The 14,257-nt window shown below is 71.2% G+C and carries 11 protein-coding genes; 8 read left to right on the forward strand and 3 right to left on the reverse strand.

Annotation, left to right across the window (positions count from 1 at the left end; translation table 11 throughout):
• Positions 1-1,178, forward strand: a 1,178-nt coding sequence (locus tag DK254_RS22620) for an FAD-binding oxidoreductase (RefSeq protein ID WP_109935824.1), incomplete at its 5' end; no start/stop codon positions are given.
• A 453-nt stretch (positions 1,179-1,631) separates the two neighbouring features.
• Positions 1,632-2,009 carry an NUDIX hydrolase gene (locus tag DK254_RS22625; protein ID WP_089392399.1) on the forward strand — a complete coding sequence of 126 codons (378 nt, stop codon included), beginning with the start codon at positions 1,632-1,634 and terminating at the stop codon, positions 2,007-2,009.
• A 379-nt stretch (positions 2,010-2,388) separates the two neighbouring features.
• Here DK254_RS22625 and DK254_RS22630 read toward each other — a convergent pair whose 3' ends face one another.
• Together DK254_RS22630 and DK254_RS22635 are read right to left on the reverse strand one after the other, a co-directional pair.
• Entirely contained in the window at positions 2,389-3,240 is an 852-nt protein-coding gene (locus DK254_RS22630; protein ID WP_109935825.1) for a CAP domain-containing protein, read from the reverse strand.
• A gap of 111 nt (positions 3,241-3,351) precedes the next feature.
• A complete protein-coding gene (locus DK254_RS22635) occupies positions 3,352-4,410 on the reverse strand; it encodes an AraC family transcriptional regulator (RefSeq protein WP_256595923.1) in 1,059 nt (352 codons plus the stop codon).
• A 101-nt stretch (positions 4,411-4,511) separates the two neighbouring features.
• Between DK254_RS22635 and DK254_RS22640 the strand changes: the two genes are divergently transcribed.
• Both DK254_RS22640 and DK254_RS22645 read left to right on the forward strand, forming a co-directional pair.
• Entirely contained in the window at positions 4,512-5,696 is a 1,185-nt protein-coding gene (locus tag DK254_RS22640; RefSeq protein ID WP_109935568.1) for an acetyl-CoA C-acyltransferase family protein, read from the forward strand.
• A gap of 130 nt (positions 5,697-5,826) precedes the next feature.
• Positions 5,827-6,387, forward strand: coding sequence for a TetR/AcrR family transcriptional regulator (locus tag DK254_RS22645; RefSeq protein WP_089392401.1), 561 nt, complete (start codon positions 5,827-5,829; stop codon positions 6,385-6,387).
• Positions 6,388-6,435: 48 nt separating this feature from the next.
• Here the strand turns inward: DK254_RS22645 and DK254_RS22650 are convergent, their stop codons facing one another.
• The gene (locus DK254_RS22650; RefSeq protein ID WP_109935569.1) at positions 6,436-8,559 is read right to left on the reverse strand and encodes a TonB-dependent receptor domain-containing protein; all 2,124 of its coding nucleotides are present in this window, start codon (positions 8,557-8,559) and stop codon (positions 6,436-6,438) included.
• A gap of 368 nt (positions 8,560-8,927) precedes the next feature.
• On the opposite strand from DK254_RS22650, the gene DK254_RS22655 reads away from it, so the two are divergent.
• Genes DK254_RS22655 through DK254_RS22670 form a run of 4 tightly spaced genes read left to right on the forward strand, consistent with a single transcriptional unit; the run spans position 8,928 to position 14,120 of the window.
• Positions 8,928-10,580, forward strand: a complete 1,653-nt coding sequence (locus DK254_RS22655; protein WP_218281438.1) for an ABC transporter substrate-binding protein — start codon at positions 8,928-8,930, stop codon at positions 10,578-10,580.
• Positions 10,577-11,554 carry an ABC transporter permease gene (locus DK254_RS22660; RefSeq protein WP_109935570.1) on the forward strand — a complete coding sequence of 326 codons (978 nt, stop codon included), beginning with the start codon at positions 10,577-10,579 and terminating at the stop codon, positions 11,552-11,554. Before DK254_RS22655 ends, DK254_RS22660 begins: the two co-directional genes overlap by 4 nt.
• Entirely contained in the window at positions 11,551-12,408 is an 858-nt protein-coding gene (locus DK254_RS22665; protein WP_109935571.1) for an ABC transporter permease, read from the forward strand. Before DK254_RS22660 ends, DK254_RS22665 begins: the two co-directional genes overlap by 4 nt.
• A complete protein-coding gene (locus tag DK254_RS22670; RefSeq protein ID WP_089392405.1) occupies positions 12,408-14,120 on the forward strand; it encodes an ABC transporter ATP-binding protein in 1,713 nt (570 codons plus the stop codon). Before DK254_RS22665 ends, DK254_RS22670 begins: the two co-directional genes overlap by 1 nt.
• The last annotated feature ends 137 nt before the right edge of the window (positions 14,121-14,257 follow it).

The following is a 14,257-nucleotide window of genomic DNA, read 5'->3' on the forward strand; positions in this document are numbered from 1 at the left end:
GCTTCACCGGCGTGACCACCGCCGTGGAGCTGGCCGAGCGCGGCTACAAGGTGGCCATCGTCGAGACCAACAAGGTCGGCTGGGGCGCCAGCGGGCGCAACGGCGGCCAGGTCACCGGCAGCCTGTCCGGCGACGCCGCCATGCGCAAGCAGATGCAGCAGTGGCTGGGCCAGGACGTCGACGACTTCATCTGGCACCTGCGCTGGCGCGGCCACGAGATCATCCGCAACCGTGTGGAAAAATACGGCATCGCCTGCGACCTGAAGTTCGGCCACCTGCACGCGGCGATGAAGCCCTCGCACATGGCCGAGCTGGAGACCTCCTATGAGGAGGCCATTCGCCGCGGCATGGGCGACGAGGTCAGCCTGCTCGACGCCAACGATGTGCGCCAGCACCTGGAGAGCGACCTCTACTGCGGCGCCATCAAGAACCTGCGCAACATGCACCTGCACCCGCTGAACCTGTGCATCGGCGAGGCCAAGGCCCTGGAAAGCCTGGGCGGGCTGATCTTCGAGCATTCAGAGGTGCTGGACATCGTCCACGGCCCGCGCCCGGCCGTGGTCACCAACGGCGGGCGGATCAACGCCGCCCAGGTGCTGCTGGCCGGCGACGTCTACCACAAGCTGGAGCGCAAGCGGCTCAAGGGCATGATCTTCCCGGCCATGGGCGGCATCGTCACCACGAAGCCGCTGGGCGAGCTGGCCAGGCGCATCAACCCGCAGGACCTGGCGGTGTACGACTGCCGCTTCGTGCTCGACTACTACCGCCTGACCGCCGACGGCCGCCTGCTGTTCGGCGGTGGCGCCAACTACTCCGGGCGCGACTCGCGGGACATCGCCGGCGAACTGCGCCCGTGCATCGAGCGCACCTTCCCGGTGCTCAAGGGCGTGGAAATCGAGTTCCAGTGGAGCTGCGCCATGGGCATCGTGATGAACCGCATCCCGCAGCTGGGCAAGCTCTCGGACAACGTCTGGTACTGCCAGGGCTACTCCGGCCACGGCGTGGCCACCACCCACATCATGGGCGAGATCATGGCCACGGCCATGAGCGGCGACCTGGAGAAATTCGACACCTTCGCCCAGTGCAAGCACGTGAAGGTGCCCCTGGGCGACGTCTTCGGCAACCCGATGCTGGCGGCCGGCATGTGGTACTACCAGATGCTGGAGAAATTCCGCTGAGCCCCGCGGCTGCGGGCCCCGCCTCGCAGAAGGACGGCTTTTCGTAGGAGCGAGCTTGCTCGCGAACGGATTCCGCAGCGTGGCTCATTCACGCGCAAGAGCCAGGCGCCCCCTCCATCCTACGAAGAGCTCCCACGCCGTCGCCCCCGGGCACCGGCGTGCCGGCCGGCGGCGGATAACCGCGAACGGTTATCCGCCCTACGCGATGCGCGCCCAAAACCACTCATCTTTCCTACCGATCAATCAGAAATTTCCATTGCCGGATTCAATAGTTCCAACTGGAGCGGTGCGTACCCGGCCACGTATCCTGCGCGCCCGCAGCGGTCGGCACCGGTGCCCGCGGGGCCCGGCTGCAACTGGCGTCGTTCTTGCTTCATCTTTTTTGTGACAAATTCATGACAAGCGTTGTCTGCTATTACAGGTATATGCGGCAAGCAGTATCAGGGGGTGCCCATGGGTAGTGCGATCAAGGAACGGGCGACAATCATCTGCCGCCAGGACGACAAGATCCTTTTCGTGCGCAAGGCCCGGCGCAAATGGAACCTGCCCGGCGGCCGCATCGAGGCCGACGAGGCACCGAGCCAGGCAGCGCAGCGCGAACTGGCCGAAGAGACCGGCCTGCAGGTGGAGGCCATGGCCTACCTCGCCCCGCTGGAGCTGTACCAGACCCTCCACTACGTGTTCGAGGCCGCCCTGCCCGAGCCGCAGAACCCCCGCCCGCAGAACGAGATCGCCGATTGCCGCTGGTTCTCCCTGGACGAACTGGCCAAGCGCAACGTCAACAAGGCCATCAAGCGCCTGCTCAAGGACTGCCAGCGCCCGCCGCAGTGACGCGGCGGGCCCCTCCCCCGGAACGGCAGCGTCAGTTTCAGCCAATAGGCGTCACCGCCGAGGCGGGGCTCATCGCGGACGGAGTCCGCTCCTGCGTCCGTGCTTCCTGGAACCGTAGGGCGAATAACCGTTCGCGGTTATCCGCCGTTGACCAATGCACCCATGCCCACGAACGATGGCGGATAACGCCGTAGGCGTTATCCGCCCTACGAACGGCGCAGTTCCGTGCAATTGGAGGCCGGCGCCTACAGCCCACCGCGAGGCACGGTATCTCCCGTAGGAGCGGGCCCTGCCCGCGATTTCGCGCGCAGGGCGCGCTCCTACAGGGGAATGCAGCGGTGGGCCGCGCAGTAGCAAGCGCGCCCTACCGCCCACTCTCTCAAGGCGCGCCGAACAGCATGGTCCAGTACACCCCCTGGTCGCTGCGCGCCTCGCTGGCGTAGGCCGCGCCGACCTGGGTGAACATCGGGTTCATCAGGTTGGCGCAATGCCCGGGGCTGGCCAGCCAGCTCGCCATGGCCTGGCTCGTCGAGCCCTGCCCGGCGGCGATGTTCTCGCCGATCTGGCGGCCGCGATAGCCGGCGGCGCGGGCGCGGTCGGCCGGGGTGTCGCCGTCGGGGTCGCGGTGGGCGAAGTAGTTGCCGCGCGCCATGGCCCGGCTGTGCGCCTGCGCCGCCGCGCCCAGCGCCGGGCTCCAGCTCAGCGGGCGGGCCGCGGCGAAGCGCCGGCCGCCGCACAGCCTTGCCCGCGAGCGCGCCGCGTTGACCTCGGCCAGCAGCGCCCGGCCTGCCGCGCGCGGGTCCTCCAGGGTGCCGCCGCCCGTCGAGCGCGCCAGCACCAGGCGCCACTCGCCGCGGGCGCGGCTCACGCCGGCGTCGGCGAACTGCGGGTCCAGCAGCGCCGAGCAATAGCGCTCGCGCAGCATGCCGAAGGCTTCATCGGCATCGGCCGCGCCCACCAGGCGGACGCTGCGCACCACCTGCGCCTGGTAGCCGGCTGCCCGCACTGCTTCGCGCAGGCCACCGCCGAAGCCCACCGGCAGCGCCAGGCTGGCCTGCGCCCTCAGCGGCGGCAGGCGCCGCGGCGTGCTCCCGGCGCACCCCGAGGGGTGGGCGCGGTAGGCGTTGATGGCCGCCAGCAGGCGGCTTTCCTCGCCGGCGTGGGCCAGCAGGGGCGAAAGGCAGAGCAGGAACGACAGGCACGACGGCAGACGACGGGCGATGGGGCGCATGAGCAACGCTGGACTCGGGCTGGGTGGACGACACGGGCGGCGCCCACTGGGGCACCGCGGCCAGCCTCAGACTGCCGCCGCCGGCCAAGGTTCAGCGCCGCCGGGTGCCGCTCAGCCCCCATCCTTGGCGCGGGCCGCGCGGTAGCGCCCGGGGCTCATGCCCGTCCATTGGCGGAACGCCCGGTGGAACGCGCTGGGCTCCTGGAAGCCGCAGCGCGCGGCGATCTCGGCGATGCTCAGGCGCGCGTCGTCGAGGCACTCGAAGGCCAGCGCCCGGCGCACCTCGTGCTTGATGGTCTGGTAGGAGAAGCCTTCGCGCTCCAGCTGGCGGCGGAAGGCCGACTCGCTCAGCGTCAGCTGCGCGGCCATCTGCGCCTGGGATGGCCAGTCCAGGTCGCTGCAGGCCTTCAGCCGGCGGTAGACCTTGGCCGACAGCCCGGAGCGGTTGCGGAAGCGCACCACCACGCCCTCCGGGGCCTGGCGCAGGAACTGCTTGAGGCTGGCGAAGTTGCGGATCACCGGCAGCGCCAGCTGCTGGGCGTTGAACTCCAGTTCGGTGCGCTCGGCGTCGAAGCGGATCCACGGCCCCCACAGCAGCGGCTCGGCGCCGTGGGGCGGTTGCGGGTGGCCGAAGCGGGCGCGGTCGGGGTTGATGCGCCGCCCCACCAGCCAGCAGGCCACGCCGATGACCATGCTCAGGTAGATTTCCTCGGCGACGCCGCGCAAGGTGGCGTCGTCGATGCGCGTCTGCAGCACGATGGCCGCGCGGTTGCCGCGCAGCTCCAGGTGCGCGCGGATATCGCGCAGGAACAGGTTGAAGCCGGCCAGGCACTGGCGCAGGGCGTGGCCCAGGTCCGGCTCGTGGAGCACGCTGCGGCAGACCAGGGCGAAGGCGCCGCGCGGCAGGCCGGCGGAATCGAAGGCGAAGAACTCGTCGCCCAGCTCCTCGGTGAGCAGCAGCCACAGGCGCGTCACCGCGTCCGCCGGCACGCGGTGCAGCGGGTCGTCCAGCCAGTGCGGCTCGATGCCGGCCTGCGCCAGCAGTTCGCCGGCGCGTTGCGGGCGGTCGGCCAGGCGGTGCAGCGCGGCCTTCACGAAGTAGGCCGCCACCGAGTCGCGCCGGCGCCGGGTGCCGGTCTCTTCCGCAGGGCCCTGGGCGGTTTTCATCATCCGATATGTCCAAATCCGTCAGCCGGGACTGCGCAATTCTGGCATAGGACGCCGTGGCATCGCCTTCTAGACTGCTCGCCATTCTGCCAGGAGCCCTTCCCATGAACAGACCTGAAGTCTTCGTCGTCAGCGCGGTGCGTACCGCCATCGGTACCTTCGGCGGCACCCTCAAGGACACTCCGCCCGCCCAGCTCGCCACCCTGGTCGCCCAGGCCGCGCTGGCGCGCGCCAACTGCGACGCGCAGCGGGTCGAGCACGTGGTGTTCGGCCACGTCATCCCCACCACGCCCAAGGACGCCTACATCAGCCGCGTGGCGGCGCTGCAGGCCGGCATTCCCAAGGAGGCCCCGGCCTTCACCGTCAACCGCCTGTGCGGCTCGGGCCTGCAGGCCATCGTCAGCGCCGCCCAGGGCCTGATGCTGGGCGACTCGCGCATCGCCCTCGCCGGCGGCGCCGAGTGCATGAGCCAGTCCGGCTACCTGGTGCCCAGCGCCCGCTGGGGCGCGCGCATGGGCGACGTGAAGATGCTCGACTACATGCTCGGCGCCCTGCAGGACCCGCTGCACGGCATCCACATGGGCATCACCGCCGAGAACATCGCCAAGCAGCACGGCATCACCCGCGAGGACCAGGACGCCCTGGCCCTGCAGAGCCAGCAGCGAGCCGCCCGCGCCATCGCCGAAGGCCGCTTCGCCGGGCAGATCGTGCCGGTGGAGATCCGCAGCCGCAAGGGCTCCAGCCTGTTCGAGGTGGACGAGCACGTGCGCGCCGAGGCCAGCCTGGAGCAACTGGCGAAGATGAAGCCGGCTTTCATCGAGGACGGCAGCGTCACCGCCGGCAACGCCTCCGGCCTGAACGACGGCGCCGGCGCCCTGCTGCTGGCCACCGCCGAGGCCGTGAAGAGCGAGAACCTGCAGCCCATGGCGCGGGTGGTGGCCTATGCCCATGCCGGCGTCGAGCCCACCCTGATGGGCCTGGGCCCCATCCCGGCCACCCGCCTGGCCCTGCAGCGCGCCGGCCTGAGCGTGGCCGACCTGGACGTGATCGAGTCCAACGAGGCCTTCGCCGCCCAGGCCTGCGCGGTCAGCCGCGAGCTGGGCTTCGACCCGCAGAAGGTGAACCCCAACGGTTCCGGCATCTCCCTGGGCCACCCCATCGGCGCCTCCGGCGCCATCATCGCCACCAAGGCCATCCACGAGCTGCAGCGCATCAAGGGCCGCTACGCGCTGGCCACCATGTGCATCGGCGGCGGCCAGGGCATCGCCGTGATCTTCGAACGCGTCTGATCGGGCCGGCCGGCCAGGGGCGGGGCCCAACCCACGAAGCGGGCCCCGCGCCGGCCGGCCGCCCTTTCGGCGCGCCTTCCCGGCGAGCGGCCGCCGCGCCGCCCGCCAGCCACGACGTACAGGTGCCCAGATGACCGCCACTTCCGGCTCGCGTTTCGCGCGCAACCGCCCCAAGGCCCTGGAACTCTTCGCCCGGCGCGGCTTCGCCCAGGTCAGCCTGCGCGAACTGGCGCGCCACCTGGAGCTGACCGCGGGCTCGCTCTACAGCCATTGCGCGAGCAAGGAAGAGCTGCTGCTGGAGTTCATCGAGGAACACTACCTGGCGCTGCTTTCGCTGTTCGACCGGCGCCAGCTGCGCGGCTGCCCCAGGGCCGCCCTGCAACGGGTGGTCGAAGGGCTGCTGGCGTTGTACGAGAGCAACCCCCTGCACTTCCAGCTGGCGACCCGCGACGCCGGCTGCCTCACCGACGAACAGCGCCAGTGCGTCGAGCGGCTGCGCCGGCAGCTCGGCCAGAAGCTCGATGCGCTGCTGGGCGCGGCCGGCTACGCCAGCCCCGGCCAGGCCTGCCAGCCCACCCTGGAGCTGTTCGAGCACCTTCCCCTGTGGCTCGCCCGCTACCCGCAGGACCGCGAGCAGCGCTGCGCCACCCTGCTGCGCTCGCTGACCGCCGCGCTGGCGCCTGCCGGTTGAAGCCTCGGGGCCGGCAGGGTGCCGGCCCCTCGGCGGCTCAGAAGCGCATCAGAAGCGCACGGCCACCCCGGCGGTGACGTTGAACGGGTCGCCCGGGTAGAAGTTGGCCGAGTCCCGGCCCTTGGCGTCGTAGGCGGTGTTGGCCGCGGTGGCGTAGTGCTCGTTGGTCAGGTTGCGCAGGTCGAGGAAGACTTCCCAGCGCCGGCCCGGCGCCTGGTAGCCCAGCTTGGCGCCCCACAGCGTGTACGACGGCGCGCCCAGGGTGTTGGCGTAGTCCACGTAGTAGCTGGAGGCCGCCCGCGCGTTGAGCTCGGCGTAGTAGCCGTCGTGCCGCTGGTAGTTCAGCTGCGCCTGGTACACCTGGCGCGGCAGGCTGGGCAGCTCGTTGTCGCCGAAGGTGCTGTCGCCGCGGTAGTGGAAGTCGTTCAGCGTCCAGGCCTGGCGCAGGTCCAGGCGGTCGCCGTTGGCGCCTTCCCAGAGCTGGATGCCCAGCCCCGCCTCGATGCCCTGGTGGATGGTCGGGCTGGCGTTGGAGTTGGCCACCAGCGCGTCCGCCGTGGCGGTGGCCTGGCGCACCACCACCGAGAGCAGCTCGTCCTTCACCCAGGAGCGGTACAGCGCCAGGCTGCCGTCCACCACGCCGACGCTGCCGCGGATGCCCACCTCCAGGGTGTCGGCCTTCTGCGGGGTGAGCGGGCGGACGTAGGGCACGCCGGTGCTGCCCAGTTGCCAGGTCACCGGCGGATCGATGGAGCGGCTGGCGTTGCCGAACAGCTGGACGTCCGGCGTCAGCTGGTAGCGCAGGCCCAGGCGTGGCGCCGCGTACCACTTGTTGTAGCTGACCTCGCCGGGGAACTCGCTGGTGTTGGCGCTGGTGCTGTACTCGATGCTCACGTCGCGGTCGATGTTGATCGCCGAGAGCCCGCTCACCAGCCACAGCCGCTCGTCCAGCTGCAGCTCGTTGCCGAAGGCGAACACGCTATCCCGCGAGCCGGTGTAGTCGGTGTGCTGCAGCTGCTGGCCGGTGGCCCGGCTGTGGGACTTCACGTCGGCGAACTGCGAGCGGGTGCTGCTGAAGGTCAGGGTGGTGTCGCTGGGCAGGCCGAACAGGCGGTCCTGGCGGCGCAGGTAGCGCAGCGTCAGGTTGGTGTCGGTGGAGCGCCAGTCCTGCGGCGTGGCCGAGTAGCGCCAGCCATTGAGCAGCGGGTAGTCGTTGACGCTCAGGCCCACCTGCAGCCGCGAGTCGTCGTCGAAGCGGTAGGTGGTGGTGCTGCCCACCCAGGTGGAACCGTCCTTCTTGCGCCCGGTGGGCACCTTGTTGGAGTCGGAGTCGTGCTTGATCTGCTCGCGGGTCAGGGTGTTGCCCTGGGTCAGCGTCTCCTCGCGGTAGCGCACGATCAGCCGGGTATCCAGCCTGTCGTTGAAGCGGTGGCCGAGGTTGGCCACCAGCTCCTGGCCCTTGTTCGGGGTGTCGTGCTGGTAGCCGTCGCGCTCGTTGTGGAAGATCGACACGTAGTAGTCGCTGTCGTCCACCACCCCGCCGGTGCTCAGCTGCTGCTTGCGGTAGCCGAAGCTGCCGGCCTCCAGGCGCAGGTAGTTGCCCGGCGCGGTGTAGCCGCTGTGGGTGACGAAGTTGATGGCGCCGCCCAGGCTGGTGGCCGCGTAGTCGAAGGCGTTGGCACCGTAGAGCACCTCGGTGTGATCGATGCCGTTCATGCTCAGGTAGTCTTCCTGGGTGCCGCCCGGGCCGGTGATGGGCAGGCCGTCGAACAGGTATTTGATGCCCAGCGCGTAGCCCTGGTAGAAGGTGTTCAGGCCCGAGCCGCGGATGGAAATCTTGTTCGCCCCGCTGCCGCTGGTGGCCTGGGCGAAAATCCCCGGCTGCAGCGCGAAGACGTCCTCGGCGTTGGTCGCGCGGCCCTTCTCCACCTCCTTGTTGTCCACCACCACGGCTGCGCCGGGCACCTTCTTCAATTGCTCCGCGGCCTTCTGCGCCTCGCTGCGCGCGGCGCCCTCGACCACCACGGTGGCCAGGCGGGTGTCGGCCGCCCCGTCCTCCGCCTGGGCGGCCCACAACGGGCCGCCGGCCAGGCACAGGCCGGCGCCGAGGCTCAGCAGCCGGCCCCCCAGGCCGGCGGGGGTGACATGGGTTCTGGTTTTTTTCGAATGCACGGCAAGGCTCCTATGGTCCTCCGATGAGTGGATGAGCCTCTATGCGCATAGTCGTGCTCCACAGCGCCCGCGCAGAATCCATGCCAAGCGGTAACTCCTTGTGAATCAGCAAGTTGCGGAATGACAGCGGTGTACTCGAACGAACATCTGTTGCCGCGCTGTTGATCGCTCCACAACCGCCCCGGCCGCCAACTGCTCAGCCAGCAACAGCGAATCGACAAACTGCCCGCGCAGCAGCGCGAAACCCGGGCGAAACCCCGCTGGAATGCGCCTTCCAGGCCGGGCATGGCTTGTGCAACGCAGCCTGGGCGGCCGCGCTCGGCGAGCGCAGGCCGCCCCGTCTTCCACCTGCAGAAGGCTGCCCACGCTTGAAGCCCAGACGCCCTACCCCACATTCCCTGGCCCTCGCCCTGCCCCTGCTGCTGGCCGCGCTGCTCGGCGGCTGCCGCGAGGCGCAGGAGCACCAGGCCCACGGCGACACCCCGGTCAGCGGCGGCACCCTGACCTACGCCACCGACCGCGAACCCATCTGCCTCGACCCCCACGTCGCCGGCGACATGCCCCAGGTGTTCCTCGCCCGGCAGTTCCTCGACTCGCTGGTGTCCATGGACGCCAACGGCCGCATCGGCCCCTGGCTGGCGAAAAGCTGGGAAGTCTCCGCCGACGGCCTGAGCTACACCTTCCACCTGCGCGACGACGTGCGCTTCAGCGACGGCACCCCGTTCGACGCCAGCGCGGTGAAGGCCAACCTCGACCACATGGTCGACCCGCGCACCCAGTCCAGTACCGCCGGCGGCTACGTGCGCCAGTACCGCGGCACCGACGTGGTGGACGCGCACATCGCGGTGGTGCACCTGGCCACGCCCTACGCGGCCTTCCTCGAAGTGCTGGCCCAGGGCTTCCTCGGCATCCAGTCGCCCACCGCGCTGCGCCGCCCGCGCGACGAGAACTGCGAGAGCCCGGTGGGCAGCGGCCCGTTCAAGGTGGTGCGCTGGGACCGGCAGAACCAGGTGCTGCTCGAGCGCAACCCCGACTACCACTGGGCACCGCCCACCGCGGCGCACCAGGGCCCGGCGTACCTCGAGCGCATCGTCTGGAAGTTCATCCAGGAGCCCTCGGTGCGCTTCGCCTCGCTGCAGGCCGGCGAGGTGGACGTGATCGAGAGCGTGCCGCCGGAATCCCACGCCGCCGCGCGGGCCAACCCGGAGGTGTCGCTGCTGGTCGCCCAGCGCCCCGGCAACCCCACCAACGGCACCCTCAACATGACCCGCGCGCCCTTCGACGATATCCGCGTGCGCGAGGCCTTCATCCGCTCGGCCGACATAGACGCGGCGCTCAGGAGCGTGTACTTCGGCGAGTTCCCCCGCGCCGGCGGCCCGCTCAGCCCGGCCACGCCCTTCTACAGCGCGGACTTCGAGCACGCCCAGGACTACGACCCGCTGCGCGCCGAGCAGCTGCTCGACGCCGCCGGCTGGACCGGCCACGACGCCGAGGGCTACCGCACCCGCGACGGCAGGCGCCTGCAGGTCCACGTGATCATGGGCAACCGCACGCCGCCCTCGGAGTTCAGCCTGTGGGAGCAGGTGCAGGCCACCGCCCGCAGCGCCGGCTTCGAGGTGATCATCGAGCAGATGAGCGACGTGCTCGCCCAGCAGCGCCAGGCCGACTGGGACTACGACATCCGCATCGGCTACTGGAACACCAACACCCCGGACGTGCTGCGGATCATCTTCGGCTCGGCCTTCCTGCGCCCGGCCGGCGTGCGCGGCTACCACCAGAACACCGCCGGCTTCGACGACCCGCGCTTCGACGCCCTGATGGAGCAGGCCCTGGCCACCCAGGACGCGGCGCGCCGCCGCGAGCTGTACCACCAGGCCCAGGCCCTCGCCTCCAGCCAGTACCTGCAGCTGACCACCTACCCGCAGAGCACCCGCCTGGGCATCTACAAGCGCGCCCACGGGGTGCGCCTGGAGCCGTCGCTGGCGGTCACTTCCCTCTATGACGCCTGGGTGAACCCATGACACTTTCCGCACCCGATCCACGCCGCGAACGCCTGCTGCGCCTGGCCCGCCACGCCGCCTGGCGCCTGCTCGGCGGCCTGCTGGTGCTGTGGGCCGCCGCCAGCCTGACCTTCTTCGCCCTGCGCCTGATGCCCGGCGACCCGGTGCTGGCGATCCTCGGCGGCCCCAGCGGCAACCCCACGCCCGAAACCATCGCCGAGGCCACCCGCGAGTACGGCCTGGACCGGCCGCTGGCGGTGCAGTATGCGATCCACCTGGGCCACCTGCTGCGCGGCGACCTCGGCACCTCCTACTCGCAGCACCTGCCAGTGACGCGCATCCTCGCCGAGCAGACCGGCGCCACCCTGCAGCTGACCTTCGCCGCCCTGGCCCTGGCCTGGCTGATGGTGCTGGGCTGGACGCTGCTCAGCGCCGGCCGCCGCCACTGGTTCGGCGGCCTGGCCTCGCTGCTGGAGACCCTGGCCGCGGCGCTGCCGCAGTTCTGGCTGGCGATCCTGCTGCTGGCCGCCTTCGCCTTCGGCCTGCGGCTGTTCCCACCGGCCGGCAGCGACGGCCTGCGCAGCCTGGTGCTGCCGGCCCTGGCGCTGGCAGTGCCGCTGGCCGGGTTCATCGGCCAGGTCACCCGCGAGGCCCTGGAGATCACCCTGGAGCAGCCCTTCATCCTTTCCGCGCGCACCCGCGGCCTGAGCGACCGCGCCGTGCGCTACCGCCACGCCCTGCGCCATTCGGTGCTACCGGCCATCTCGCTGTCGGGCTGGGCGCTGGGCGCGCTGCTCAGCGGCTCGGTGGTGGTGGAAGTGATCTTTTCCCGCAAGGGCCTGGGCCGCCAGCTGTTCCAGGCCGTGCAGAGCCAGGACCTGCCGCTGGTGCTGGGCATCACCCTGGTGGTCGCCGCCGGCTACGTGCTGGCCAACATCCTGGTCGACCTGCTGTACGAGCTGGTCGACCCCCGCCTGCAAAGGAGTGCGCCATGAGCGAACTGGCCCCGACCCTCGAGCTGCCCCTGGCGCCACGCCGCCAGGCCCGCCCGCTACCCTGGCCGGCGCTGCTGGCCACGACCTTCCTGGCGCTGCTGGTGGCCGCGGCGCTGTTCCCGCAGCTGTTCGCCCACGGCGACCCGCTGGCCATCCAGCCGCGCGAGGCGTTCAGCGCGCCGGGCTGGGCCCACTGGTTCGGCACCGACCAGTCCGGCCGCGACATCTACGCGCGGGTCATCCACGGCGCGCGCCAGTCGCTGACCATCGGCCTGGCCGCCACCGCCCTGGCGATGAGCATCGCCATCGGCCTGGGGCTGGCGGCGGGGTTGGCCGGCGGCGCCGTGGACCGCGGCATCGGCTGGCTGCTGGAAGTGCTGTTCGCCTTCCCCAGCCTGATCCTCGCCCTGCTCTTCGTCGCCATCTTCGGCAGCGGCATCGGCCCGCTGATCGTCGCCACCGGCATCGGCAGCGCGCCGGGCTACGCGCGCATGGTACGCGGCCAGGTGCTGGCGGTGCGCGGCGCCGGCTACATCGAGGCGGCCCGGGCGCTGGGCCACGGCCCCTGGCGCACCATCGTCCGGCAGATACTGCCCAACGCCATGCGCCCGCTGATCGTCACCCTGACCATGGGCGTGGGCCACGCCATCGTCTGGGCCTCGGCGCTGAGCTTCCTCGGCCTGGGCGCGCGGCCGCCGGCGCCGGAATGGGGGACCATGCTGTCCATGGGCCGCGACTTCATCGTCAACGCCTGGTGGCTGACCTTCTTCCCCGGCCTGTTCATCGTCCTCACCACCCTGTCGACCACGGTCGCCGGGCGCTACCTGCAACGACGCCTGGAGGGCCGCCACTGATGCCGCGCCAACCGCTGATAGTCGAAGACCTTTCCGTGCATTTCGGCGAGCACCGCGTGCTCGACCGCCTGTCCTTCACCCTGCAGCCGGGCCGCGCGCTGGCCCTGGTCGGCGAGTCCGGCTCGGGCAAGAGCGTGCTGGCGCGCAGCCTGGTCGGCCTGGCCGGGGTTGGCGCGCGCGTCCAGGCGCGGCGCCTGGAATACGCCGGGCGCGACCTGCTGGCCCTGGACGAGCGGCGCTGGCGCGAGCTGCGCGGCCGCGAGATCGGTTTCGTGCTGCAGGATGCCCTGGTGTCGCTGGACCCGCTGCGCCCGGTGGGCCAGGAAATCCTCGAAGTGCTGGCCACCCACCGCTGGGGCGACCGCCACAGCCGCCAGCAGCGGGTGCTGGAGCTGCTGGAGAAGGTCGGCGTGCCGGAACCGGCGCTGCGCGCCCGGCAGCGTTCCGAGCAACTCTCCGGCGGCCTGCGCCAACGCGCGCTGATCGCCAGCGCCCTGGCCCTGGACCCGGGCCTGGTGATCGCCGACGAACCGACCACCGCCCTGGACGCCACCGTGCAGGCGCAGATCCTCGGCGTGCTGCAGCAGGTCAAGGAGCGCGGCGACTCGCTGCTGCTGATCAGCCACGACCTGGCGGTGGTCGCCCAGCTCGCCGACGAGGTGCTGGTGCTGCGCCACGGCGAGGTGGTGGAACAGGGCCCGATCGAGCAGATCCTCCACGCCCCGCGCCACCCGTACACCCGCAGCCTGCTGGAGGCGATCCCCGCCAACCGCCCGCGCGGCACCCGGCTGACGCCTGGCGCGGCGCCGGCCGCACGCCGCGAGGCTGCCGCGCAACCCGAGGTGCTGCTGGAGGCCCGCGGCCTGGGCAAGCGCTATCGCGGCCCCGACCAGCAGTGGCGACAGGTGCTCGACGACGTCAGCTTCCGCCTGCACGCCGGGCGCACCCTGGGCATCGTCGGCGAATCCGGCTCGGGCAAGAGCACCGCCGCGCGCATCGCCCTCGGCCTGCTGGAGCCGGACGCCGGCAGCGTCGAATTCGCCGGCCAGCCCTGGAACGCCGCGCCCGCGCAACGCGTGAGCGAGCGCGAACGGCGCCCGCGGCGGCGCGACATCAGCGTGATCTACCAGGACCCGCTGAGCTCCTTCGACCCCCGCTGGAGCGTCGGCCAGGTGCTCGACGACGCACTCCAGGCCGGCGGCCTGGATGCCGCCCTGCGCCCGGCGCGCATCGCCGAACTGCTGCGCCAGGTGCGCCTGCCGGCGGAACTGGCGCAGCGCCGCCCGTTGCAGCTCTCCGGCGGGCAGCGGCAACGGGTGGCCATCGCCCGCGCCCTGGCCAGCCAGCCGAAGGTGATCATCTGCGACGAGCCGGTGTCGGCGCTGGACGTCTCGGTACAGGCCCAGGTGCTCGACCTGCTGGCCGACCTGCAGGACGAGCTGGGCCTGGCCTACCTGTTCATCTCCCACGACCTGGGGGTAATCCGCCACCTCAGCGACGAGGTGCTGGTGATGCTGCAGGGCAAGGTCGTCGAATCCGGCCCCACCGAAGCGCTGCTGCAGGCCCCGCAACACCCCTACACCCGGCGCCTGCTGGCCTCGGTGCCGCAGCTGCCGGCCGAGGGCCGCCCGCTGCCGCCACGCCTGGCGCCCGCCAGCGTCGACCTGGCGCCGCCGTTCGAGGAGCGCTGGCTGTGGGGGCTGGCGGTCTGAAGGGCGCGCGGGGGCGGGCACTGCTGTTGTAGGAGCGAGCTTGCTCGCGAACGGGGTTTGCCGGTCGGAGGCGGTGCCTGTCCTGAAGAGCGCCCTCTCCCTGAAGGGAGAGGGGACTGTCCTCTGCCTGCCGAGGC

Origin of the sequence: Pseudomonas sp. RW407 (assembly GCF_003176655.1) — a bacterium.
In the GTDB taxonomy this organism is placed as follows: Bacteria; Pseudomonadota; Gammaproteobacteria; order Pseudomonadales; family Pseudomonadaceae; genus Pseudomonas; species Pseudomonas delhiensis.

What these genes read in the sequence shown, in the direction of transcription:
- DK254_RS22625 (WP_089392399.1), top strand. Translation starts at nt 1,632, where the DNA reads ATGGGTAGTGCGATCAAGGAACGGGCGACAATCATCTGCCGCCAGGAC.
- DK254_RS22630 (WP_109935825.1), bottom strand. Translation starts at nt 3,240, where the DNA reads ATGCGCCCCATCGCCCGTCGTCTGCCGTCGTGCCTGTCGTTCCTGCTC.
- DK254_RS22635 (WP_256595923.1), bottom strand. Translation starts at nt 4,410, where the DNA reads ATGATGAAAACCGCCCAGGGCCCTGCGGAAGAGACCGGCACCCGGCGC.
- DK254_RS22640 (WP_109935568.1), top strand. Translation starts at nt 4,512, where the DNA reads ATGAACAGACCTGAAGTCTTCGTCGTCAGCGCGGTGCGTACCGCCATC.
- DK254_RS22645 (WP_089392401.1), top strand. Translation starts at nt 5,827, where the DNA reads ATGACCGCCACTTCCGGCTCGCGTTTCGCGCGCAACCGCCCCAAGGCC.
- DK254_RS22660 (WP_109935570.1), top strand. Translation starts at nt 10,577, where the DNA reads ATGACACTTTCCGCACCCGATCCACGCCGCGAACGCCTGCTGCGCCTG.
- DK254_RS22665 (WP_109935571.1), top strand. Translation starts at nt 11,551, where the DNA reads ATGAGCGAACTGGCCCCGACCCTCGAGCTGCCCCTGGCGCCACGCCGC.
- DK254_RS22670 (WP_089392405.1), top strand. Translation starts at nt 12,408, where the DNA reads ATGCCGCGCCAACCGCTGATAGTCGAAGACCTTTCCGTGCATTTCGGC.